This window comes from Sediminibacterium sp., assembly GCF_030695065.1.
Lineage (GTDB): Bacteria > Bacteroidota > Bacteroidia > Chitinophagales > Chitinophagaceae > Sediminibacterium.
Map to the genome: position 1 here is coordinate 587,471 of NZ_JAUYTR010000011.1, position 21,891 is coordinate 609,361.

The 21,891-nt window shown below is 35.9% G+C and carries 18 protein-coding genes; 1 reads left to right on the forward strand and 17 read right to left on the reverse strand.

Annotated features, from left to right (window positions below):
• Position 1 precedes the first annotated feature (1 nt).
• From Q8S25_RS06460 to Q8S25_RS06490, 7 genes are read right to left on the reverse strand one after another with little or no spacing between them, the layout of a single operon-like run.
• On the reverse strand, positions 2 to 886 hold the full coding sequence (locus Q8S25_RS06460) for a lysophospholipid acyltransferase family protein (protein ID WP_305535960.1): 885 nt from the start codon (positions 884 to 886) through the stop codon (positions 2 to 4).
• A 13-nt stretch (positions 887 to 899) separates the two neighbouring features.
• Positions 900 to 2,498 carry an L-aspartate oxidase gene (gene nadB, locus Q8S25_RS06465; RefSeq protein WP_305535962.1) on the reverse strand — a complete coding sequence of 533 codons (1,599 nt, stop codon included), beginning with the start codon at positions 2,496 to 2,498 and terminating at the stop codon, positions 900 to 902.
• Between the two features lie 18 nt (positions 2,499 to 2,516).
• A complete protein-coding gene (gene ispG / locus Q8S25_RS06470) occupies positions 2,517 to 4,535 on the reverse strand; it encodes a (E)-4-hydroxy-3-methylbut-2-enyl-diphosphate synthase (RefSeq protein ID WP_305535964.1) in 2,019 nt (672 codons plus the stop codon).
• Positions 4,536 to 4,552: 17 nt separating this feature from the next.
• Positions 4,553 to 5,329 carry a penicillin-binding transpeptidase domain-containing protein gene (locus Q8S25_RS06475; RefSeq protein WP_305535966.1) on the reverse strand — a complete coding sequence of 259 codons (777 nt, stop codon included), beginning with the start codon at positions 5,327 to 5,329 and terminating at the stop codon, positions 4,553 to 4,555.
• A gap of 9 nt (positions 5,330 to 5,338) precedes the next feature.
• Entirely contained in the window at positions 5,339 to 6,526 is a 1,188-nt protein-coding gene (gene kbl / locus Q8S25_RS06480; RefSeq protein WP_305535968.1) for a glycine C-acetyltransferase, read from the reverse strand.
• Between the two features lie 44 nt (positions 6,527 to 6,570).
• Positions 6,571 to 7,257, reverse strand: a complete 687-nt coding sequence (locus Q8S25_RS06485; protein WP_305535970.1) for a response regulator transcription factor — start codon at positions 7,255 to 7,257, stop codon at positions 6,571 to 6,573.
• A 6-nt stretch (positions 7,258 to 7,263) separates the two neighbouring features.
• Positions 7,264 to 9,012, reverse strand: a complete 1,749-nt coding sequence (locus tag Q8S25_RS06490) for a cell wall metabolism sensor histidine kinase WalK (RefSeq protein WP_305535972.1) — start codon at positions 9,010 to 9,012, stop codon at positions 7,264 to 7,266.
• Positions 9,013 to 9,129: 117 nt separating this feature from the next.
• On the opposite strand from Q8S25_RS06490, the gene Q8S25_RS06495 reads away from it, so the two are divergent.
• A complete protein-coding gene (locus Q8S25_RS06495; RefSeq protein WP_305535974.1) occupies positions 9,130 to 9,942 on the forward strand; it encodes a GLPGLI family protein in 813 nt (270 codons plus the stop codon).
• Positions 9,943 to 9,996: 54 nt separating this feature from the next.
• Here the strand turns inward: Q8S25_RS06495 and Q8S25_RS06500 are convergent, their stop codons facing one another.
• The 10 genes from Q8S25_RS06500 to Q8S25_RS06545 all read right to left on the reverse strand — a co-directional run bounded on the left by Q8S25_RS06500 (position 9,997) and on the right by Q8S25_RS06545 (position 21,852).
• Entirely contained in the window at positions 9,997 to 12,804 is a 2,808-nt protein-coding gene (locus tag Q8S25_RS06500) for an outer membrane beta-barrel protein (protein ID WP_305535976.1), read from the reverse strand.
• Between the two features lie 87 nt (positions 12,805 to 12,891).
• Complete coding sequence (locus tag Q8S25_RS06505) at positions 12,892 to 13,641, reverse strand: FKBP-type peptidyl-prolyl cis-trans isomerase (protein ID WP_305535978.1); 750 nt, start codon at positions 13,639 to 13,641, stop codon at positions 12,892 to 12,894.
• A 25-nt stretch (positions 13,642 to 13,666) separates the two neighbouring features.
• Positions 13,667 to 15,001, reverse strand: coding sequence for an argininosuccinate lyase (argH, locus tag Q8S25_RS06510; protein WP_305535980.1), 1,335 nt, complete (start codon positions 14,999 to 15,001; stop codon positions 13,667 to 13,669).
• A complete protein-coding gene (locus tag Q8S25_RS06515) occupies positions 14,998 to 16,065 on the reverse strand; it encodes a M20 family metallo-hydrolase (protein ID WP_305535982.1) in 1,068 nt (355 codons plus the stop codon). Before Q8S25_RS06515 ends, argH begins: the two co-directional genes overlap by 4 nt.
• On the reverse strand, positions 16,058 to 16,852 hold the full coding sequence (argB, locus tag Q8S25_RS06520; protein ID WP_305535984.1) for an acetylglutamate kinase: 795 nt from the start codon (positions 16,850 to 16,852) through the stop codon (positions 16,058 to 16,060). The genes Q8S25_RS06515 and argB overlap by 8 nt, the downstream gene beginning before the upstream one ends.
• Position 16,853: 1 nt before the next feature.
• The gene (locus Q8S25_RS06525) at positions 16,854 to 17,819 is read right to left on the reverse strand and encodes an N-acetylornithine carbamoyltransferase (protein WP_305535986.1); all 966 of its coding nucleotides are present in this window, start codon (positions 17,817 to 17,819) and stop codon (positions 16,854 to 16,856) included.
• 2 nt (positions 17,820 to 17,821) lie between these two features.
• Entirely contained in the window at positions 17,822 to 18,973 is a 1,152-nt protein-coding gene (locus Q8S25_RS06530) for an aspartate aminotransferase family protein (RefSeq protein WP_305535988.1), read from the reverse strand.
• 2 nt (positions 18,974 to 18,975) lie between these two features.
• Positions 18,976 to 19,971, reverse strand: coding sequence for an N-acetyl-gamma-glutamyl-phosphate reductase (argC, locus tag Q8S25_RS06535; RefSeq protein WP_305535990.1), 996 nt, complete (start codon positions 19,969 to 19,971; stop codon positions 18,976 to 18,978).
• Positions 19,964 to 21,166, reverse strand: coding sequence for an argininosuccinate synthase (locus tag Q8S25_RS06540; RefSeq protein ID WP_305535992.1), 1,203 nt, complete (start codon positions 21,164 to 21,166; stop codon positions 19,964 to 19,966). Before Q8S25_RS06540 ends, argC begins: the two co-directional genes overlap by 8 nt.
• 11 nt (positions 21,167 to 21,177) lie before the next feature.
• Positions 21,178 to 21,852 carry a GNAT family N-acetyltransferase gene (locus tag Q8S25_RS06545; RefSeq protein WP_305535994.1) on the reverse strand — a complete coding sequence of 225 codons (675 nt, stop codon included), beginning with the start codon at positions 21,850 to 21,852 and terminating at the stop codon, positions 21,178 to 21,180.
• Positions 21,853 to 21,891: the final 39 nt, after the last annotated feature.

Below are 21,891 nucleotides of genomic sequence, written 5' to 3' on the forward strand. Positions count from 1 at the left end.
TTTATTTAATCTCGAGTGCAGCGTGTTTGGAAGGATCAAAACTCCATTTCCATCTGCGATGACTCCAGAGGTAATTGGCTGGTTTTAATTTAACTGCTTGTTCTACTTTGGCAGCATATAACTTTGTTAGTTCCCCATCTTTATAGGCAAGTGGATCAGAACTAATTAATTCAAATTTAATTTCATAATAACCTCTTCTCACTTTATAAAAATGACAGAATACCACATGGGTATCATTCAATTTTGCTCCTTTTTCAGGACCTAATATAAATGGAGTCAGTCGGTTGAAAAATGGTACCCAATGGGCTTTCAGGTCGCTGGGTGGATTCTGATCGGCAGCAAGTCCTAAAGCATACCGGTCTTTCACATAACTTCTGAATTGATTTTTAAAATGCTTGGTAGGTATAAGTATGGTGCCATTTTTAGCACGCATATCATAAATTATTTTGTCCATTACTTTATTAGACAACGGTTGATAAACCCCAACAAATGGATACAAGCTATGTCTAGGAATCCAGTGGTTTAAAAACTCCCAATTAAAAAAATGGCCTGCCAATAATTGAACATTTTTTCCTGAGCTGTATAAATCGTTTAATACTTCAATGTTTCCAACCAATCGCTTATCTGCTTCTTTTGTGCTGATTGAAATCATCTTGATTGTTTCCACAATGGTATCAATAAAGTTGTGGTAAAAGTCTTTGGCTATTCTAATGCGCTCTTTTTCTGATTTATCTGGAAAGGCAATCAATAAATTATTCAGCACCACTTTTTTTCTATATCCAAACAAATAAAACACCAAAACATATAATCCATCTGCAATAAAATACATTACACGCCAAGGCAATAGCGACAATAAATAAAACAAAGGATAAATAATAAAGTACATGGCCTTGGGGGCTTTAAAGAATAATGTTCTGTAAAATAAGACTCTTTTCTTGGTGATCGGTATTATAGTGAAGCCCTCTGCTTTCTTTTCTAAACTGCGCCCCTTTAACAATAAGGTAACCCACTGTAATTAAATTACGCAATTCACAAAGCTGAGGTGAAACCTTGGTAGAACGATACAGTTGCTCAGTTTCTTCAAACAATAAATCCAATCTTTTCATTGCCCTACTCAATCTTACATCGGTTCTTACAATACCCACATAATCACTCATAATTTGTTGCAATTCTTTCAAGCTTTGGGTAATCAAAATCATTTCTCTGGGCTCTGCTGTTCCTAAAGCATTCCAATCTGGCAATTTTTCAATTAAGGCCAACTGATCAATTTGTTTGCATGTATCAATATAACACCTATGAGCAAATACCATTGCTTCCAACAAACTATTACTGGCTAATCGGTTTGCGCCATGTAATCCTGTGCTAGCACATTCTCCACATGCATATAAATTTCGGATAGATGTTCTACCCCATTCATCTGTTTTAATTCCACCACAACTATAATGAGCAGCAGGAGCCACTGGAATCATTTGTTGCATTACATCAATTCCAATTGATAAACATTTTTGGTAAATATTTGGAAAGTGATGAATGAACTTTTCTTTGCCCATATGCCTACAATCCAAATAAACATGTTCTGTACCTGTCCGCTTCATTTCGTTATCAATTGCACGAGCAACAATATCGCGGGGAGCCAAATCTTTTCTATGATCGTAACGCTCCATGAAAGCTTCACCTGCTTTATTACGTAAGATACCCCCATCCCCTCTTACCGCTTCTGTAATTAAGAAGGAAGGAGAAACACCAGGTTCATATAAAGCAGTTGGATGAAATTGAATAAACTCCATATTTTCAATTTTACCCTTTGCCCTATATACCATAGCAATGCCATCTCCTGTTGCAATTTTTGGATTTGTTGTAGTTCTATATGCTTGACCACAACCCCCCGAAGCCAGCAAAACAATTTTAGAAACTATTTTTTCTATTTGATTGGATTGCAAATTCAATACATAAACCCCGTAGCAAGTGATATCTAAAGTAGATTTGGTAACCAGATAGCCTAAATGATGCTGCGTAAGTAAATCAACCACAAAGCAATGGTTCAATAATTGGATATTTGGTAAGCTATTTAACTGAGACAGCAATGCTCTCTCCATTTCCATTCCAGTTACGTCTTTGTGATGCAATATTCTGTTCTCACTATGCCCCCCTTCTTTCCCTAAACTATAAATGCCTGATTCTTCTTTATCAAAAGCAGCCCCATAATCAATAATCTCTTTTATTCTTTCAGGACCTTCTTTCACCACTATCTCTACTATCGATTCATTACAAAGCCCATCACCTGCTATTAAAGTATCTTCAATATGCTTGCTAAAACTATCTCTACTTTCATCCCATACCCCTGCAATACCGCCTTGTGCATATTTGGTATTGGTTTCATCGGCCTGCGTTTTAGTAATTAGGATAATTTTTTTATCAGGAAATTGCTTTGCAACTTTTAGTGCATAAGTTAATCCTGCAATGCCAGATCCAATTACTAAAAAGTCTGATTGATGCATACAAAAATTTAAATTGAATTAGGCTGGCTCTATCCAAGCACCATGTTCTTTCAATAGATTAATTAATTCGGATACCGCAATTTCACTATCAATATTTCTTTTCATGATATCCTTCCCCTTATACAAAGTAATTTTACCCACACCACTACCTACATACCCAAAATCTGCATCTGCCATTTCACCAGGACCATTAACAATACATCCCATGATCGCAATTTTAACGCCCTTCAAATGATTGGTTACATTTCTAATTTTAGCAGTGGTTTCTTGCAAATCAAACAATGTTCTGCCGCAACTTGGGCAGCTGATATATTCAGTTTTAGAAATTCTTGTTCTGGTAGCTTGTAAAATACTGAAAGCAGAAGAGTTAATGAACTGCTCAACGGAAGTATTACTCAAGTAGTTTCTTCCACTAGTATCTACTGCACCTGTATTCATTGTTTGATAGCTATTAGAAGTCATTCCCAAACAGATGCCATCTCCCATTCCATCTAATAATAAAGAGCCGCATTCGGTTGCATAATGAATTAAATGTTCATCAGCCGTTTGCCAATTACTATCGGTAATGATTACTACAGGATTCTGTACTTGTAAATTCATTAATTCCATCACCATTCTTCTGATAGACTGCATTGCATTAGTATTGGTACTACTTAAGCAAAGCACTACGGTATTATCATTGGCAAATTCTTCTAAAAAAGTATAGTCGTTAACGGCTGTAGCATCGTTATAGCAATCAACCATTACAAAATTGATGGTATCGCTTTTTGTATTTGTTTGAACATAACCCGACCTGTCAAATATGGGGAAGTAGCTGTATTTATCAGCGCATTCGGCATAAGTAGCAGGATATACAATCACTTTTAAAGTGCCAGGCAATGCAAAATCAAGCAACTGATTTCCAGTAAAAATATAATCAGCAGCAGCATCCCCAATGGCCCACTTATCTGTTGCAGCATCATATTTATATCCAATTGCTTCTAAATGAGAAGGAGTAATTTGTGTAACCTTACTAAAGTCTGCAATCACAACCGGTACTTGGGTTCCGCCAATATTGCTTACTGCAAATGATTTTCTTCTACTGTAATTAAATGGATCGTAAGGTACTTTAGTAATTGCAGGAACAAGCCCATATGTAACACCTGCACGGCTTTCAACACTGTATCGTTTAATTAAATCTTTACAAACAGGAATTTCTAATTCAGGATCTTCTGTTAAACTTACGCGAACAGTATCTCCAATTCCATCTTCTAATAAAGTGCCAATCCCTGCAGCACTTTTAACCCTACCATCTTCTCCGTCTCCCGCTTCCGTTACCCCTAAATGTAAAGGATAACATTCACCAAACTCCGCTTCCATTTGCTGAATCAATAAGCGATAAGCCTGCACCATCACTTGAGGGTTGCTAGCTTTCATACTCAAAATGATATTGTGGTAGTCTTCTGAACGAGCAATACGCAAAAACTCCATCGCACTCTCCACCATACCAATGGGCGTATCACCATACCTACTCATGATTCGATCACTTAAGGATCCATGATTGGTACCAATACGCATTGCCGTTCCGTGCTCTTTACAAATTAATACCAATGGAGTAAATCGTTCCCGAATACGTTCAATTTCTTCTAAGTATTCAGCATCGGTATAATCAATTTGTTCAAACTTTTTCTTGTCTACATAATTGCCTGGATTCACCCTTACTTTCTCTACTATTCTAGCAGCAATTTCAGCAGCATTGGGAGTAAAATGAATATCGGCCACAAGGGGAGTAGTGTAGCCGCGTTTACGTAACTCGTCTTTAATATGCTGGAGGTTCTCTGCTTCCTTCTTAGAGGGAGCAGTAATTCTTACCAATTCGGCACCTGCTTCAATACAACGAATGGTTTGTTCTACAGTTGCCATGGTATCCATGGTATCAGTAGTAGTCATGGTTTGAACCCTAATTGGATTACCATTGCCTAAACGTAAATCGCCAATTTTTACTTCACGCGTTTTTAATCTACTCAGTTGTGTTAAAGAATTACAGTATAGTTGCATAAAGTGCTTTATGGGGATTATCTTTTACCTTCAAAAAATCCTTGGTTGCTCAATATTTTTTTGAGCAAAGAAATCCTAATGTCAACCATAGGAATATTTGCCGGACCTTCCACATTCAATACAAAAAAATAAGGGTGTTTGTTCTCTTCAATCCAACCTACCACCCATCCCAATTGATTTCCGTTTTCTTTATAAGTTAACCCGGTTTTATAACTTAGCTGATAATTGGCATTCGAATCTCGTAACATCATTCGCTTTACAATCTCGTGTGTTCTCTTTTGAAAAGGCAATTGATTAAAAAACAAGCGTTTCATAATACCCAATTGTTCATCGGGCGTTAACTTGATGGTATTATTTAACCAAAAGCTGTCGATTGATTTACCAATAGTATGATTGCCATATTGCAAACTATCTAACCAGAATTGCATAGTGTCTTTTCCAATTCTTCTGGCTACTTCTTGGTAATAAGGAACAATAGAATTTTTAAAAGCAGTCTCCATGGTTACTGCAGAATCCAATGGAATAGTCATTTTTTCATCAGATACTACACCCGTCTCCAAAGCAATTAGTGAGTGAACCACTTTAAAAGTTGAAGCTGGAGAATAGGCAGAATCTTTGTATCTACTTAAGTTATAAATAGTAAAATCCCCAGTGCCATTATCAAATAAGGCAAATGTCCCTTTTACAGCCGCCGAATCAAAGTATTTTCCTAACGCTTCATCCTCTTTAACATTGTTGGGAGAACAAGCTGCAAAAAAGAACCCAATACTTACTATCAATAATAATTTTTTCATACTCTTTTTTTATTTAATCACCCCCAATTCCTTACCTACTTTGGTAAACGCTGCTATGGCTTTATCTAAATGTGCTTGTTCATGAGCGGCACTCAATTGTACCCGAATTCTTGCCAACCCCTTCGCTACAACTGGATAAAAGAATCCAATTACATAAACACCCTCATCCAACAATTTGGCAGCAAAATTTTGAGCAATTACGGCATCATATAACATAATAGGAACAATAGGATGGTCACCTGGTTTTATATCAAAACCAGCTTCGGTCATTTTTGTTCTAAAATAGTTCGTATTATATTCTAGTTGATCTCTTAATGTAGTAGCAGATGTAAGCATATCTAATACTGCTATAGATGCACCCACAATACTAGGTGCAACCGTGTTAGAGAAAAGGTAAGGACGACTTCTCTGACGCAACATTTCAATAATCTCTTTTCGGCCAGAAGTAAATCCACCACTTGCGCCGCCTAGGGCTTTACCCAAAGTGCCGGTAATAATATCAATCCTGCCCATTACCCCGCGGTATTCATGGGTTCCTCTTCCCGTTTTTCCTAAGAATCCAGAAGAGTGACACTCATCAATCATTACAATGGCATCGTATTGATCGGCTAAATCACAAATTTTATCTAATTGCGCAATGGTACCATCCATGCTAAATGAACCATCTGTTACAATAATTCTACTTCTACAATTGGCAGACTCTTTCAGCTTTGCTTCTAAGTCTTCCATATTATTGTGCTCGTATCTAAAACGTTGCGCTTTACACAAACGAACCCCATCAATAATAGAAGCATGATTCAAAGCATCACTAATAATGGCATCTTCTTCACCAAACAAGGGTTCAAAAACACCTCCGTTGGCATCAAATGCAGCTGCATATAAAATGGTGTCTTCTGTTCCCAGAAAATCAGCCAATTTTTTTTCTAATTCTTTATGAATGTCTTGTGTACCGCAAATGAATCGAACACTGCTCATACCATATCCATGGGTATCAATGGCTTTATGTGCAGCTTTAATTACGTCTGGATGAGAAGAAAGACCTAAATAGTTGTTGGCACAAAAGTTCAATACTTTTTTACCATTCACTACAATTTCAGGCCCTTGTTCACTGGTAATAACTCTTTCCTTTTTGAATAAACCAGCAGATTCAATTTCAGCCAACTCACTGGCAATTCTGGCAACAAATTTTTCGTTCATATTCCATTCATTAGAATGGCAAAGGTAGGGAAGTTCAGGCTTTTTTAGTCGGCAACAAACCGGTAGCCAACGCCTTTTATGGTAATAATTTGAAGATTGGGATCTTCTTTTAAATATCCTCTTAATTTGGTGATATACACATCCAAATTTCTGCTATTAAAGAATGAATCATTCCCCCAAATATGGTTCAATAAATCTCTTCGTTGAATGAGTTCATTGGCATTAAGGTAAAAATACTTCAACAACTCAGATTCTCTGTACGATAATTTCCTAATATCTTTTCCTAGAATTAACATTTGTTTGTGTGCATGGAACCTAAATTGACCAATTATTACTTCCTCTTCTAACCCCTTAAGAACAGTTGTTTTGGGAATTCGCAAAACGTTATTAATTCGAACAATCAACTCTTCCATACTAAAGGGCTTTCGTATATAATCGTTCCCGCCCAAGTTAAACCCCTTTACAACATCCTCTGTTTGGGTTTTAGCGGTTAAAAAAATAATGGGCATATCTTCCTGTATACTCCTTATGGCAGTAGCCAACTCAAAACCATTTATATTGGGAATCATGATATCTAACAAGCATATATCGGGTAAGAATTGTTGAAATTGATTGATGACTCTAGCACCATCGGTTTCCATTAAAACCTCAAACCCTCTTTGTTGTAATGACTCTAATACTATTTTTCCTAAGAACAACTCATCTTCAACATATAGAATTTTGATTGCCATAATAAACTAAGATGGATTAATATTAATCGGTTTGTTTTCAGTTGTGGATACTGGTAATTGTACAACAAACTCACTTCCTTTTCCAAGTTCGCTTTGTACAGATATTGAACCATTATGTTGTCGAATAATATGATTTACATAACTCAACCCCAATCCATATCCTTTAATATTGTGAACATCTCCTGTTGGCACACGGAAGAATTTATCAAAAATTTTGTCTTGAAATTGTTTGGCAATACCAATGCCATTATCATTAATGCGTAATTCAACAAAATTATCAGAAAGCATTGTTAAGTGTATTTTCACAACAGTGTTTTTACCACTGTATTTCAAAGCGTTGTCCAATAAATTATATATGACACTTGATATATGCAATTTATCTGCATTAATAAATACTTCTCTTAAAGAGGAATTGAATTCGATTAATGCATTCTTTTGATCAAATTGAATTTTAATACTATCAAGAATATCTTCTAATAACTGCTTGAGATTAAACCATTCTTTATTGAGGACTATTTTATCTGATTCAAACATTGACAACTTTAGTACTTTATCTACCAATAAACTCAACCGCTGAATTTCAGCAGATGAAATTTCTAAGTATTCTTTTGTTCTATCAGGATTTTGTAAAGCATTAAAATTTCTCAAAGCTTCAATTGCAACATTTACAGTAGCAATAGGCGTTTTGAGCTCATGAGTAATATTACTAATAAACTCATTTTTAAAAATGGCCAATTTTTGTTGCGCCAATAGATTTCTATATAAAAAAATAAAAGCTATTGATATGAATGCAATTAACAGTAAAGAGAGAAAAGCCTGAGGCAAAATTTGAAGTAACAAAAATGGAGTAGGGTTATTAAATTTTGCTTGAAACCACTTGGGCTGAGTGAAACCCACTGTAGCAATACTTGTTTTATAAAAAATTGATGGAACGGTGTCTTTAAGATGTAATGAATCAAATAGACCCGTCTTGATAGTAAATGTCAAATCAATACCCGACTTGTTTAGATTGGCAGCATATGCAGAATCTAAGTCTTTAATGGAAAGCGAATCAGACACAGCAATACTTCTAGAAAATAGACTGATAATAGAACGGTTGGTTGTTATGTCTGATACACTCTTTGATATCCGAATTAACTGTGGTTTTTTATCTTCTTTTGAAGGCTTTTTTGTTAAGTTAATCGATTGATGTAGCAGAAATGAATCTGACATTATGGGCTTAACTCCAATTGAGTCTCTATTTTTTTTATGCAACCACTGACGAATATTTGTTAAGCTATCATTTGTACGAATTGCTACTGTAGGCTTATTAGGATGGACCCTAATACTAACGATTGAAGAAGGCTTAGGCAAGAGGGTATCCAAAAACAAACTTATTTTTTTAGAATCAGTTTGTTGATTTTGTGTAATGGAAGTTTTTTTGATTGATGAGTCGCGAAGTACACCCGTCATTGTATTTACAAAAACACTATCGCGAAAGATGTTTGGCTTTATACTATCTCGTTCCTTTAATAATGCATTTGCAGCTTCTAATGCAAATAAATTATTGCCTTTCCCAGCATTTAAAAAAAGCGTATCAGCTTTAAATCGATTGACTTGCATGGTATAAACCAATTCCTTAAAAAGTAAATCTGTTTGCTTTAAGGTTCTTTCTTTTTCTTCTTGAAAAATCAGATTTATCCAATAACATTGAAATGCTACTATTACAGCAATGGCGCTGATCATTACCAGTCTTGAAATAGTCAATTTATTCATAGCCTATACAAATATAAACCTGAAAAGAACCACTAAGTTCCATATTAACCTTAATTAACCTTAGTGAAAGGCAGTTTAACACAGCATGAAATAGTTTTGATTTCTAAAACAAGTAATATGAAAAAATGGATAACAGCAGCTATGCTGCTCAGCTGCTCAACGTTATGGGCGCAACAAAAAGAAGGCACAATTATTTATGAAAAAAAAGTCAACCTCCACAAAACAATTCAAAATGAACAAATGAAAGCAATGATGCCTGAATTTAGAACAAGCAGGCACCAATTACTATTTAGTGACAGTATATCAATTTATCGAATGATACCTGAAACTGAAGCTCCAGATCCATTTTCATCTAGAGGTGGCGGAACTGTATTCGTCAATGTAGGCGGCGGGGCAGATGGCGGTGACTTATACAAAAATTTTGCACAATCAAAAGGTATACAATCCTCAGATTTTGGGGGGAAAACATATCTAATACTTGATACATTGAAATCAGAACCTTGGAAAATGACAGAGGAAACAAAAAATATTCTTGGGTTCAAATGTTACAAAGCAACCAGAAAAGTCAAACAAGCACAAAGATCCGTTATTAGAACATTTGGAGGACCGGTCAATACCAACAGCGATACTACCAAAAAACAATCAGCTCCAGAAATGAAAGAAATTGATATAATCGCGTGGTTTACCAACGACATAATTACTCCAGCTGGACCAGAAAATTATGGCCAATTGCCTGGATTAATTTTAGAATTAGATATTGAAAACGGCACAACCGCTTTTATAGCTACAGAAGTCAAGAAAACGGTTAATAAAAAAGAATTAAAAGAACCGCAAAAGGGTAAGCCAGTGAGTAGGCAAGAATTTCAAAAAATCATGTTTGATATGATGAGTTCACAAGCGCCAGGAGGATTTAGAATGAATAGAAACTAAACAATAAAAAACGGCCCTTGAAAACAAGGGCCGTTTTTCTAACTATAGCCGAAATTAAAAACTGCGCATAATAATATTTGGACTATTACCACTAGATGACCTGTTTAATCGGTAACTAAAACTTAATAAGAAGTATCGTTGTAAAACATTGTACCGGGTATCCTGAATAAAGTTTTGATTTGCTGTTCTATTAATACCAATGTTTTTATTCAACACATCTAAAACAGTGAACTTCAATTCGCCCTTTTTATACTTTAAAAAGCTTTTTGCAAGGGAAATATTCCAAAAAGGAACGATGGTATTGAACCCATCAGCTCTTCCTGTATTAATGGTATAGTCAAGTGTATTATTTAATACAAATCCTTTAGGTAAAAAATTGGTGATGTCAAGGCCGTAAACTTGTTGAAAAAATCGGTTATTCAGCTGTGGTTGCAATGAATACTTGGCTTGATTAATATTAACTCTAGCAGTTAAATGAATTTCTAGCGTTGTATCAAGTGAAAACTGGTAACCAATATTGGGTGTTAAAATAATATTATCGATGGTATTTTTTTGATCATTAATAAAACTGATATTTCTAAAGCTGGAACCACTTAGTCCAATATCAACCCTAGACTTCAATTTTTTCAGAGGGAAACCTGCATTAAAATTTCCTACTAAGAATGAATTTCCATCTGCATTTACTGGCATAGTTATTCTTGAACCATTTGGCAAAATCCTATCGGAATTCACAAATGCGTTATTGATTCGTGAATAAGAAAGAAATGAAAACACATTTCTTTGTGTATACAAATTAAATGAAGAGAAATTGATTGCCAATGATTGGGTATAACTACGTCTTAAGTTAGGATTTCCAGTATAGGTATTGAGTGGGTCGCTGATATCTGCTACTGGTTGTAACTGTTGCGTAGAAGGTTGATTGGTTGATGTATTATAATTTATTCCCAAACTAACAGAAGGTTTTAATTTGAATTGCACAGAGAGCATGGGCAATACATCAGTAAATGTTTGCTTAATGGTATTTGAATTAGTTTTATTCACACTTTCCAATGATGCAACCTGCAAATTTGCACCAGTGGTTAAACTCAACTTTTTAAAATTAGATCTAAAATTTAGCCCGCCTCCGCCATATATGTACACACTTCTAAAATGGTTGCTTAAAAGATTGTTTACTTGATCATACTTGCCGTTTCCATTATTGAAATCAAAAGTATTTCTTTTACTTTCTCCTGTACTAATATTATAAAAAGTACTGAATTCCAATAATGATTTTAAACCAATACCCTCTGTATAGATAATATTACCACCAATATTATTTGTTATTGCATCCCTATTATTGATTTGCTTGGTAATTGAATCTGGCAAAGGAATACCCGCATTGTAAAAGCGATTGATGGTGGTTAAATTGCCATCTTGTTTACTATCATTATATGCCAAACTCATATTTGAAGAAATGGTTCTGCCACTCTTTTTAAACTTTTTTCTATATAACAGATTTCCATTAAAATTTACAGCATTCGATTGACTGATTAAATTGGTACTCCCTTCATTCAATTTTACTTGCTGGTCATTAATTGACTGATAGGTACTAGCTGAGTTGGCAATATTATTTTGAATAGTAAGTTGGGGGGTAAATCTAATGGAAGACGAAGAATCAATTTTTTGATCTAGAATGGCACTGATCTTTTTTTGTTTATTATGGTTGATATTACTGCTATTAGCTGTATAATCAAAAGTATTACCAGGCAATAAATTACGCCGATTAATTGTTCTATCCGTTTGAAGATTCACATCGCTTAAGATGCCGTTGATATTTAAATCTGTTCGTTTGTTCCAATTATTATTATAATTTAATCCCCCTGCAAATGTTTGAGCAATACCCTGTTGATTTGGTCCCATTCCAGTAATGGGCAACCCACCACCAGCGTCATCACTATTACTTGTGCGAAGATTAATACCTACACCATTTCTCATACCTCTAGCTAATTCGCCTGTAAAATTCACCACATCCCCAATAGAAAACCCCTGTTTGTTGGCATTATTACCCATACCAATAATTGACATTTGTTTGTCGCCATTAAAGCGATTAATATTGGTTTGCCCCTCATATCGGTCTTTATTTCCACCGCCAACAGTGACCCTTCCAAAAGTTGAATTATTTCTGTCTTTTTTCAATTTTAAATTGATGGCTTTTTCTGTTTGACCATCTTCAATTCCGGTAAAACTAGCTTGGTCACTTTTACGATCATATACCTGCACCTTATCAATAGCATCCGCATCTAAATTCTTAGTGGCAATTTTGGGGTCGCCAGTAAAAAACTCCTTCCCATTGACCATAAATCGATTCACTTTTTGCCCGTTTACTTTAACGGTACCGTCCCTGTCTACTGTTACACCAGGTAATTTTTTCAGTAAATCTTCAACAACCGCATTGGGTTGTGTTTTAAAATTTTCTGTATTAAATTCAATAGTATCATTATTGATGATGACAGGAGGCCTTCTTGCGGTAACGGTTACATCCCCAGCATGAATTAAATCTGTTAAGATGATACGGCCCAAATTTAACTGCTCTGCATCCTTTATTTGAATTGGCTTCCAAACAGGCACGTATCCCACATAAGAAAAAGATAGTAAATAGTTCCCCTTTGGCAAACCCGACAATTTGAATTTACCTGAAGAGTCTGCTCTTGCAAAACTTACAAGGGTTGAATCTTTCTGTTGTACAATTGACACTGTTGAATATGCCAATCCCTTCCTTGCAATTGAGTCAACCACTTCACCTGAAATAGTCGCATTAGTTTGCTGTGCATTTAATGCACTTGAAAACAATATACCAAACATAAAAAAACCGATTAACTTCATACAAATCATTTATTGTACGAAGCTAACCGGCTAAGACCCAAAAAAGGGTTAACTAACTTTTCTTAAAGGTTAATCAAGGTTAAAAGACTATTCTACCCCCAATAACTCTACTTCAAAAATAAGCAAAGAACCAGGTGTAATTATATCACCCTTTTGTTGATCACCATAAGCCAAATCAGCTGGGACATAAAACTTCCACTTGCTTCCAACAGTCATTAACTGTAGCCCTTCCTGCCAACCTAAAATCACATTCCCTAAAGGGAAGGTAACTGGCTCTCCTCTTTCAACAGAACTATCAAATATTTCACCGCTAATAACGGTGCCATGATAATGACATTTTACTTTACTAGAAAGGGTTGGTTTAATCGTATCAGTTCCGTTTTTAATTACTTCATACTGTAACCCACTAGGCAATGTTACCACACCTGGCTTTTTAGCCATTTGTGCTTGAAAAGCTTTTCCTGCATTTCTAGCAACAGTAGATTTTTCGGCACTCAACTTCTGCTGATAGTTTCCAATGCATAAGTCTAATAACTCATCTGCAATTGCAGACTTTTTACTTGCAAAACCGTCAGCTATTCCTTTTTGAAATAGTGCGGCCACCAAAGGATTCAAGCCTTGTGATTTTAAGTTTTGGGCTATTCTAATACCCAATGCATAACTGGCACTATCTGCAGCAGACTTAAAGGCAGCAGCGGCTGCTGGCTTTGCAGCAGGCTTAACAGGTAGTTTTGCTTTATCGGCAGTTTTTACTGGTGCTTTTGCAGATGGTTGAGCTTGAGCCTGAGTAAAAGTTACGAAAGCTCCTAAAACGAATAAACTAAGTATTTTTTTCATTTGATATTTTATAAAGTAGTGCAAATTAAGATAAAAGTAATTCAAAGGCTGTTGTTGCTTTGCTAAATTGAAAACGGTTCATCAATTGGTCCATCATTATTTTAATTTCAGCATTGCATAAATTACCCATACTTCCTTCATGTGTGTGATTTACGGAAGTTGAATAATTAAACTCCCCTTTTTCTATGGCATTCCCTATCTGCTGATAAGCATCTCTAAAAGGGACACCTTGCAAAACCAATTTATTTACTTCTTCAACACTAAACATGTATTGGAATTTAGGGTCTTCTGCAATATTAGAACGAACCTGAACATTACTAAACATCAGTTGCATCATTGCTAAACAATTATTCAACTCGGTAAATGCAGGAAATAAATGTTCTTTTAATAATTGCAAATCTCGCTGGTATCCAGAAGGAAGGTTAGCAGTCATTAAACTAATTTCATTGGGCAATGCTTTAATTCTATTACAATAGGACCTGGTCAATTCAAAAACGTCCGGATTTTTTTTATGCGGCATGATGCTAGAACCAGTGGTTAATTCTGCAGGAAAACTGATATAAGCAAAATTTTGATTCAAGTACAAACAAGCGTCCATACTCATTCTAGCTAATGTGTCTGCAATATTTGCTAAAGCAGTAGCCACAATTCTCTCTGTTTTACCTCTACCCATTTGGGCATACACTACATTGTAATTTAGCTGATCAAACCCGAGTAAGTCAGTGGTCATTTTTCGGTTGATGGGGAAGGAAGAACCATACCCAGCAGCAGAACCTAATGGATTTTTATTTACCACCCTATAAGTAGCTTCAAGCATTGTTAAGTCGTCCAATAAACTTTCCGCATAGGCACCAAACCAAAGCCCAAAAGAAGAAGGCATGGCTAATTGCAAATGCGTGTATCCCGGCAACAAATGGTTTTTATATTCTTCACTTTTTTGTTGCAGCAATTCAAATAAAGCATTCGTTGATTCTGCAATTGTTTGAATCTCTGCTCGCAGGTATAATTTTATATCTACTAAAACCTGGTCATTTCTACTCCTTGCACTATGGATTTTTTTGCCCATATCGCCGAGCTTTTGAGTAAGTAATAACTCAACATAAGAATGAATATCTTCTACTCCTTCTGGAATGGAAAAATCAGGTTGAATAACTTTCTGATAAATCACTTGCAATTCTTTTACCAATGCAAGCATTTCTTGATGGGTTAATAAACCAATACTGGCGAGCATTTTAACATGCGCAATGGAGCCCAACACATCATAGGGAGCCAGTAAGGTATCAAAGTCTTTGTCTTTTCCAACGGTAAATTTTTCTACAGCTTCCGTTGTACTGGTATTGCTCTTACTCCAAAGTTTCATAATACCCCATTTAATAAGTTGATATAAAATTCAATTCCTTTTTCTATTTCCAATAAATAAATAAACTCATCGGCAGTATGACTTCTTGCGCTGTCTCCAGGACCCACTTTAAGTGCAGGAAAAGGCATTAAAGCTTTATCGCTTGTGGTAGGACTTCCATAACAAATACTTCCTAAGGATTCACCTGCTTTTACTATTGGATGATTGGGATTGATTAAAGTAGATTTTATACGAGTGCTACGCGGAGTAATTTGCGCGTTTAAATTGGCTCTTAATGTATCTAAAACTTCTTCAAATTGATACAGTTCATTTACCCGAATATCAATTAAATATTCAGCAGAAGCAGGTACCATATTGTGTTGCGTATTCTCTGTACTAAAAGACGTAACCGTCATTTTAACTGGCCCTAATAAATCACTTACTTTTTCAAAATGATGTTGCAGAATCCATTCAATATCTTTTACTGCCTTATACAATGCATTATCCCCTTCGTTTCTGGCTGCATGCCCTGCAACACCAACGGTTTTGGCATCCACTACCATTAACCCTCTTTCGGCAATGGCTAAGTTTAACAATGTAGGTTCGCCAACAATTGCAAAATTGATTGGGGGTAATTGGGGGATCAAAGCCTCCACACCATTTTTTCCTGATATTTCTTCTTCAGCAGTTGCAGCAATAATTAGATTATATGCCAAATCAGTTTTATGATAGTAATATACAAAGCAAGCAAGCAAGGAAACCAAACATCCTCCTGCATCATTACTTCCTAAACCAAATAATTTATCTTCTATTACAATTGGATCAAATGGATTTAAATGATAACCCGAATTAGGTTTAACGGTATCGTGGTGTGAATTCAATAGAATAGTAGGCTTGTTAATATCAAAATATAAATTACTCGCCCAAATATTATTTCCTTGTTGCTGAAAAGGGATTTGCTTTTTATTTAAAAAGCTGGCAATACAAGTTGCCGTACCCTCTTCTTCTTTGCTAAAAGAAGGGATAGCAATCAATTGTTTTAACAATTCAACTGCTTGGGTGTACAGTACTTTTATCTCATCCATGTTGAATGGTTGTTCCAGCTTTACCATTAATTAATTCTGCTAATTCATCTGCATTTCCAATGATTACTTTAGCAACACCTTGTTCAATAGCAGTGAACGCATTATCTAATTTAGGAATCATTCCTGCAAAAATCTGTTGATTGGTCTTAAGTGTGTTATAATATGCTGCATCAATCAAAGGAATAACCGAATCGGGATTTTTAATGTTTAACAGTACTCCTTTTTTCTCAAAAGAATAAATAAGCACCGTTTCATAAAAAGCACTCATTGCTGTTGCAATTGACTGCGCAATCGTATCGGCATTGGTATTGAGTAATTGACCATTGCCATCGTGTGTAATTGGTGATACTACTGGAACCAATGATTGTTGAATTAGTCCATTAAAAAAAACAGCATTTACCTGATCAATATCTCCTACAAAACCATAATCAATGGCGTCTGGCGTTTTACCTTTTCTCTTATGCGCTAAAATGGCATTGGCATCGGCTCCTGTTAATCCAATTGCATTAGCACCGTATTGTTGTAATTGAGCTACTATATTCTTATTGATGTATCCAGCATAAACCATGGTTACTATTTTCAAGGTTTCTGCGTCGGTAATTCTTCTTCCTTCAATCATTTGTTGCTGAACACCCATGGTCTCCGCCATTCTTGTTGCTAATTTGCCGCCACCATGCACCAAAATTTTTGCTTGATTAATGGCCGCAAAGCTTTTCAGGAAATGCTGGAGTGCATGATCATCATCAACAATATTACCGCCTATTTTAACTATGATCAGCTGATTCATGTTATTGATTTAGGGTATTCAATATTTCGGCAAGTACAGCTTGGGCAGCCCAAACACGATTACCTGCTTGTTGGGTAACCAAACTATTTGGACCATCTAATATTTCATCACTTAATTCAATATTTCTTCTAACAGGCAAGCAGTGCATTATTTTCGCCTGATTGGTTAAAGCCAATTTTTGATTGGTCAACATCCAATTCGTATCTGAACTTAAAAGCTGACCATATTGTTCGTAGCTGCTCCAGTTTTTAACATAAACAAAATCAGCATCTTTTAATGCCTCATCTTGATCATGAACAATGCTAGCCCCATTGGTAAATTGTTCCGCTAATTCATAGCCCTTAGGGTGAGTGATTACAAAATTTGCATTCCCCCAAGCATTTACCCATTGCGCAAAACTATTGGCAACACATTGTGGCAACGGTTTAATATGCGGCGCCCAGGTTAATACCACTTTAGGCCTAGCTGCTTTAGTATGTTGTAAAGATTCTTGAATTGTAATAATATCTGTTAAAGATTGTAAGGGATGCAAGGTTGCACTCTCTAAACTAACTACTGGAACCCCTGCAAAACGAATAAACTGTTTTATAAACATTTCGCTGTAATCTTCTTCTCTATTTTTAAGTGCTGGAAATGTCCTAATTGCCAATACATCAAAATACTGCCCTAAAACTGGTGCAGCATCTTTAATATGTTCTACTGAAGTGCCATTCATTATAGCTCCTTCTTGAAATTCTAATGCCCAACCTTCTTTGTCTACATTAAACACAATTGCTTCCATGCCTAAATTAGCAGCAGCAACCTGCGTACTTAATCTGGTTCTTAAACTAGGGTTTAAAAAAAGCAGTCCAATCCTTTTACCCTTGCCTAAATGTTCATCAATAAAAGGATTCAATTTGTATTGCAAGCCCTTATTAACAAGATCCTGAATACTAGTAACATCAGTTGCAGAAATAAAGTGATTCATAATTATTCAGCATTGGTTTGTATTTCAAGAATGGCTTCTTTTAAAGCATCTAAAAACTCATCCGCATGTTTTCTAGAAAGCGCTAATGAAGGCAATAATCTTATTACATTGGGCTTTGCTTCACCAGTAAAAATATTGTACTGTTCAAGCAATAGTTTTTTTAACCCCTTCAATTTCTCTGGAACATCAAACCCAATCATCAACCCTCTACCTCGTACGTTTTCAATTGTCTCAATGGCTTTTAATTGATTCATCAAATACATACCTCTTTGTTTGGCCATACTCATCAAATTCTCTTCCTCCATTACTTCTAAAACAGCCAATGCTGCAGCACATGCCAAATGATTTCCCCCAAAAGTAGTACCCAGCATTCCATGTTTCGATTGAATATGCGGGGCAATTAAAATACCGCCAACAGGAAAACCATTGCCCATGCCCTTTGCCATAGAATAGATATCGGCATTTACTTCAGCAATATCATGCGCAAAAAATTGACCCGTTCTTCCATAACCACATTGCACACTATCCGCTATGTAAACCGAGCCATACTGATCACACAAACTTCTAATCAATTGCAAAAAAGGAATGGTAGCTGGCACAATTCCTCCTACCCCTTGTATGCCTTCAATAATAACTGCAGCAATTTCTGACCCATTCGCTTTAAAGCATTCCGTTAAAGCCGTTTCATCATTAAAAGGTAGAAAAATAATATGATCTGTTTCATTCACTGGCGCAACAATTGCCGGGTTATCTGTAGCAGCTACAGCCAAAGATGTTCTTCCATGAAATGATTTGGTAAAAGCAATCACTTTTTTTCTCCCAGTATGAAAAGAGGCAAGCTTGAGCGCATTCTCATTGGCTTCCGCACCACTATTGCATAAAAACAACTGATAGTTGGTTTTGCCACTGATTAATTCAAGCTTATCTGCCAATTCCTGTTGCAATGGAATGATAATAGAATTGGAATAAAAAGCAATTTTTTCTAATTGTGTTTCAATACGTTTTACCCAATGCGGGTGTGTATGACCAATACTAATGACTGCATGTCCACCATACATATCAAGGTATTGAACACCATTATTGTCCCACACATAAGATCCCTGCGCCCTATTAATGGTAATATTGTTTAACGGATATACATCAAATAATTTCATAACTAAAAATAACTGGCTTTCAATTTTAATCCGGCCTTTTCATTTAATCCAAATAATAAATTCATATTCTGAACAGCTTGACCACTTGCACCTTTTAATAAATTATCTATGGCACTATGAACAACCAGTTTATTACCTTGCTTTTCTAAGTGAATTAAACACTTATTCGTATTTACTACCTGCTTCAGATTAATCATTTTGTCTGATACAGTAGTAAAAGCTGCATCCGCATAAAATGATTGATATAAACGCTTCACTTCTTCAAAAGGCAACCCTATTTCTACAATAGAACTGATATAAATTCCTCTAGTAAAATCGCCTCTCCATGGAACAAAATGCAATCCCCTTCCTTCTCCATTTATGGAGAGCGCATCATCTATTTGCAATTGATTAATAGATTGAGTAATTTCTTTCACATGTTGGTGCGCCAATGTTTTATATGCTTCAATATTATTGGCCCTCCAACTAAAATGAGATGTGTTACTTAAACCCTGGCCAGCACCTGTAGAGCCAGTAATTCCTGTAGTATAAATATCTGCTAAAACCCCTGCCTTAGCCAACGGCAATAAACCCAATTGTATGGCAGTAGCAAAACATCCCGGATTGGCAATATTTTGAGCTTTTACTATTTCATCCTTATTTAGTTCGGGCAATCCATAAACGAATGATCGATTATTCAATACAGCGCTGCCATTTAATCTAAAATCTTGCGAAAGGTCAATAATTTTAATAGTTGATGCAATATCATTCTCTTTCAAAAATGCAGCTGCATCACCGTGACCCATGCATAAAAACAGCACATCAATATCATTGCTTAAAACACCTGTAAAAAGCAAATCAGTTTCGCCCAGCAAATCTGCATGAACCTTGTACAAAGGGTGCCCTGCATTACTTGTGCTGTGAATAAACTGGATATTTGCTTCGGGATGGTTTAATAATAGTCTTATCAATTCTCCTCCAGTATACCCAGCACCTCCCACTATTCCAACTTTAATCATTGGATGTGTTTTTAATATTGTGATAAATAGCTGTTTGGTTACCAAAAATTTTAGAGAAGCCTCTTACATCATTACCTGTCCAACCATTGTTCATTTCTCCATATTTTCCAAACTTACTGCTCATTAAATCGTAGTCAGATTCAATGCCTATAATTTGGAAACGGTAAGGCAGCAACTGAACATATACAGAACCCGTTACATGCTCTTGTGTATCTTCTAAAAATGCTTCAATATTTCTCATTACAGGGTCCATCATTTGACCCTCATGTAGCCAGTTCCCATAAAATTGCGCTAACTGATCCTTCCAATTTAACTGCCACTTGGTTAATACATGTTTTTCAAGTGCATGGTGGGCTTTAATAATCACCATGGGTGCAGCGGCTTCAAAACCGACTCTTCCCTTAATACCAATAATGGTGTCTCCTACATGAATATCTCTTCCAACTCCATAAGGTGCAGCCAACGATTGTATATATTGTATAGCATGAGATGGGTGCGTAAAGTGTTGGTTATTCACCCAAGTAATTGCACCTTTTTCAAAGTGAATCTTTATTTCTTCTTCATCCATTTTGGTTACTTGAGTTGGCCATGCAGCTTCGGGCAACAACCCTTTTGAATACAAGGTTTCTTTCCCGCCTACACTGGTTCCCCAAAGTCCTTTATTGATTGAATAAGCTGCTTTATCAAAATTCATTTGAACACCTTTTTCTTTGAGGTATTCAATTTCAGCTTCTCTACTTAATTGTAAATCTCTAATGGGTGTAATGATTTCAATACCAGGAATCATGATATTAAAAATCATATCAAACCTTACCTGATCATTCCCTGCACCTGTGCTGCCATGTGCAACAGCCACAGCATTCATTTTTTTAGCATGATCTGCAATATGCATTGCTTGACTTAGTCGTTCGGCACTTACACTTAGAGGATAAGTGTTATTCTTTAGTACGTTCCCGTAAATCAGGTATTTTACAATACTATCATAATAACTTTTTACAGCGTTAATGGTGGTATGCGTTTTAACACCTAATGCATAAGCATGTTTCTCAATTTGCACCAACTCTTCTTCTGTAAAGCCGCCCGTATTTACGATAACACTATGTACTTCAAAGCCTTTTTCCTGAGACAAATAAATGGCGCAATAAGTGGTGTCTAATCCTCCACTAAAACCTAATACCAGTTTTTTCGATTGCATGATTGCTGCATTTAGAATTGAACAAAATAATTTTTAGATGTCTTTTTCCTGAACCACTTCAATAATTTACTCTGTTTCACTTTCATAAAACGTTCGTATAATTTTGAGTTTTGTTTAAAATCTGCAATGGTTTCAGCTGGTTCGTAATGGTCTGCCGGATCATAAAGCATTGCAGTACACATGCAATTTTTCCGGTCCTTACTCATCAAAATATCATAATTCACACAGCTTTTACATCCTGCCCAAAATTCTTCGTCATCGGTCAACTCACTGTATGTAACTGGCTCGTAACCCAGTTCACTATTTATTTTCATCACCGCCAAACCAGTGGTTAATCCAAATATTTTGGCCGAAGGATAATTTTTTCGAGACAAATTGAAAATGGTCTGCTTAATTTGTTTGGCTACTCCACTCTTTCTATAAGCAGGAGAAACAATTAATCCACTGTTGGCAACAAATTGTTCATGCCCCCATACCTCAATATAACAGAAACCGACCCAATTTCCATTGGGCTCTAATGCAATAACTGCCTTTCCTTCGCGCATTTTATTGGCAACATAATCAGGACTTCTCTTAGCAATACCTGTACCTCGCGCTTTTGCAGAAGCTTCCATTTCATCGGTAATGGTAGTTGCATAATGAATATCACTAGCAGTTGCTACACGAACAATAATTGACTGTTCCAACGTATTTGTATAATTATAAAGAGTAAAAAGATAGCGTAA

Coding starts and splice junctions, on each gene's coding strand:
- argH (WP_305535980.1), bottom strand. CDS start 15,001: ATGAAACTTTGGAGTAAGAGCAATACCAGTACAACGGAAGCTGTAGAA.
- argB (WP_305535984.1), bottom strand. CDS start 16,852: ATGAATCAGCTGATCATAGTTAAAATAGGCGGTAATATTGTTGATGAT.
- nadB (WP_305535962.1), bottom strand. CDS start 2,498: ATGCATCAATCAGACTTTTTAGTAATTGGATCTGGCATTGCAGGATTA.
- Q8S25_RS06505 (WP_305535978.1), bottom strand. CDS start 13,641: ATGAAAAAAATACTTAGTTTATTCGTTTTAGGAGCTTTCGTAACTTTT.
- Q8S25_RS06460 (WP_305535960.1), bottom strand. CDS start 886: ATGTACTTTATTATTTATCCTTTGTTTTATTTATTGTCGCTATTGCCT.
- Q8S25_RS06530 (WP_305535988.1), bottom strand. CDS start 18,973: ATGAAATTATTTGATGTATATCCGTTAAACAATATTACCATTAATAGG.
- Q8S25_RS06515 (WP_305535982.1), bottom strand. CDS start 16,065: ATGGATGAGATAAAAGTACTGTACACCCAAGCAGTTGAATTGTTAAAA.
- Q8S25_RS06540 (WP_305535992.1), bottom strand. CDS start 21,166: ATGCAATCGAAAAAACTGGTATTAGGTTTTAGTGGAGGATTAGACACC.
- Q8S25_RS06485 (WP_305535970.1), bottom strand. CDS start 7,257: ATGGCAATCAAAATTCTATATGTTGAAGATGAGTTGTTCTTAGGAAAA.
- argC (WP_305535990.1), bottom strand. CDS start 19,971: ATGATTAAAGTTGGAATAGTGGGAGGTGCTGGGTATACTGGAGGAGAA.
- Q8S25_RS06495 (WP_305535974.1), top strand. CDS start 9,130: ATGAAAAAATGGATAACAGCAGCTATGCTGCTCAGCTGCTCAACGTTA.
- kbl (WP_305535968.1), bottom strand. CDS start 6,526: ATGAACGAAAAATTTGTTGCCAGAATTGCCAGTGAGTTGGCTGAAATT.
- Q8S25_RS06475 (WP_305535966.1), bottom strand. CDS start 5,329: ATGAAAAAATTATTATTGATAGTAAGTATTGGGTTCTTTTTTGCAGCT.
- Q8S25_RS06525 (WP_305535986.1), bottom strand. CDS start 17,819: ATGAATCACTTTATTTCTGCAACTGATGTTACTAGTATTCAGGATCTT.
- Q8S25_RS06500 (WP_305535976.1), bottom strand. CDS start 12,804: ATGAAGTTAATCGGTTTTTTTATGTTTGGTATATTGTTTTCAAGTGCA.
- Q8S25_RS06490 (WP_305535972.1), bottom strand. CDS start 9,012: ATGAATAAATTGACTATTTCAAGACTGGTAATGATCAGCGCCATTGCT.
- ispG (WP_305535964.1), bottom strand. CDS start 4,535: ATGCAACTATACTGTAATTCTTTAACACAACTGAGTAGATTAAAAACG.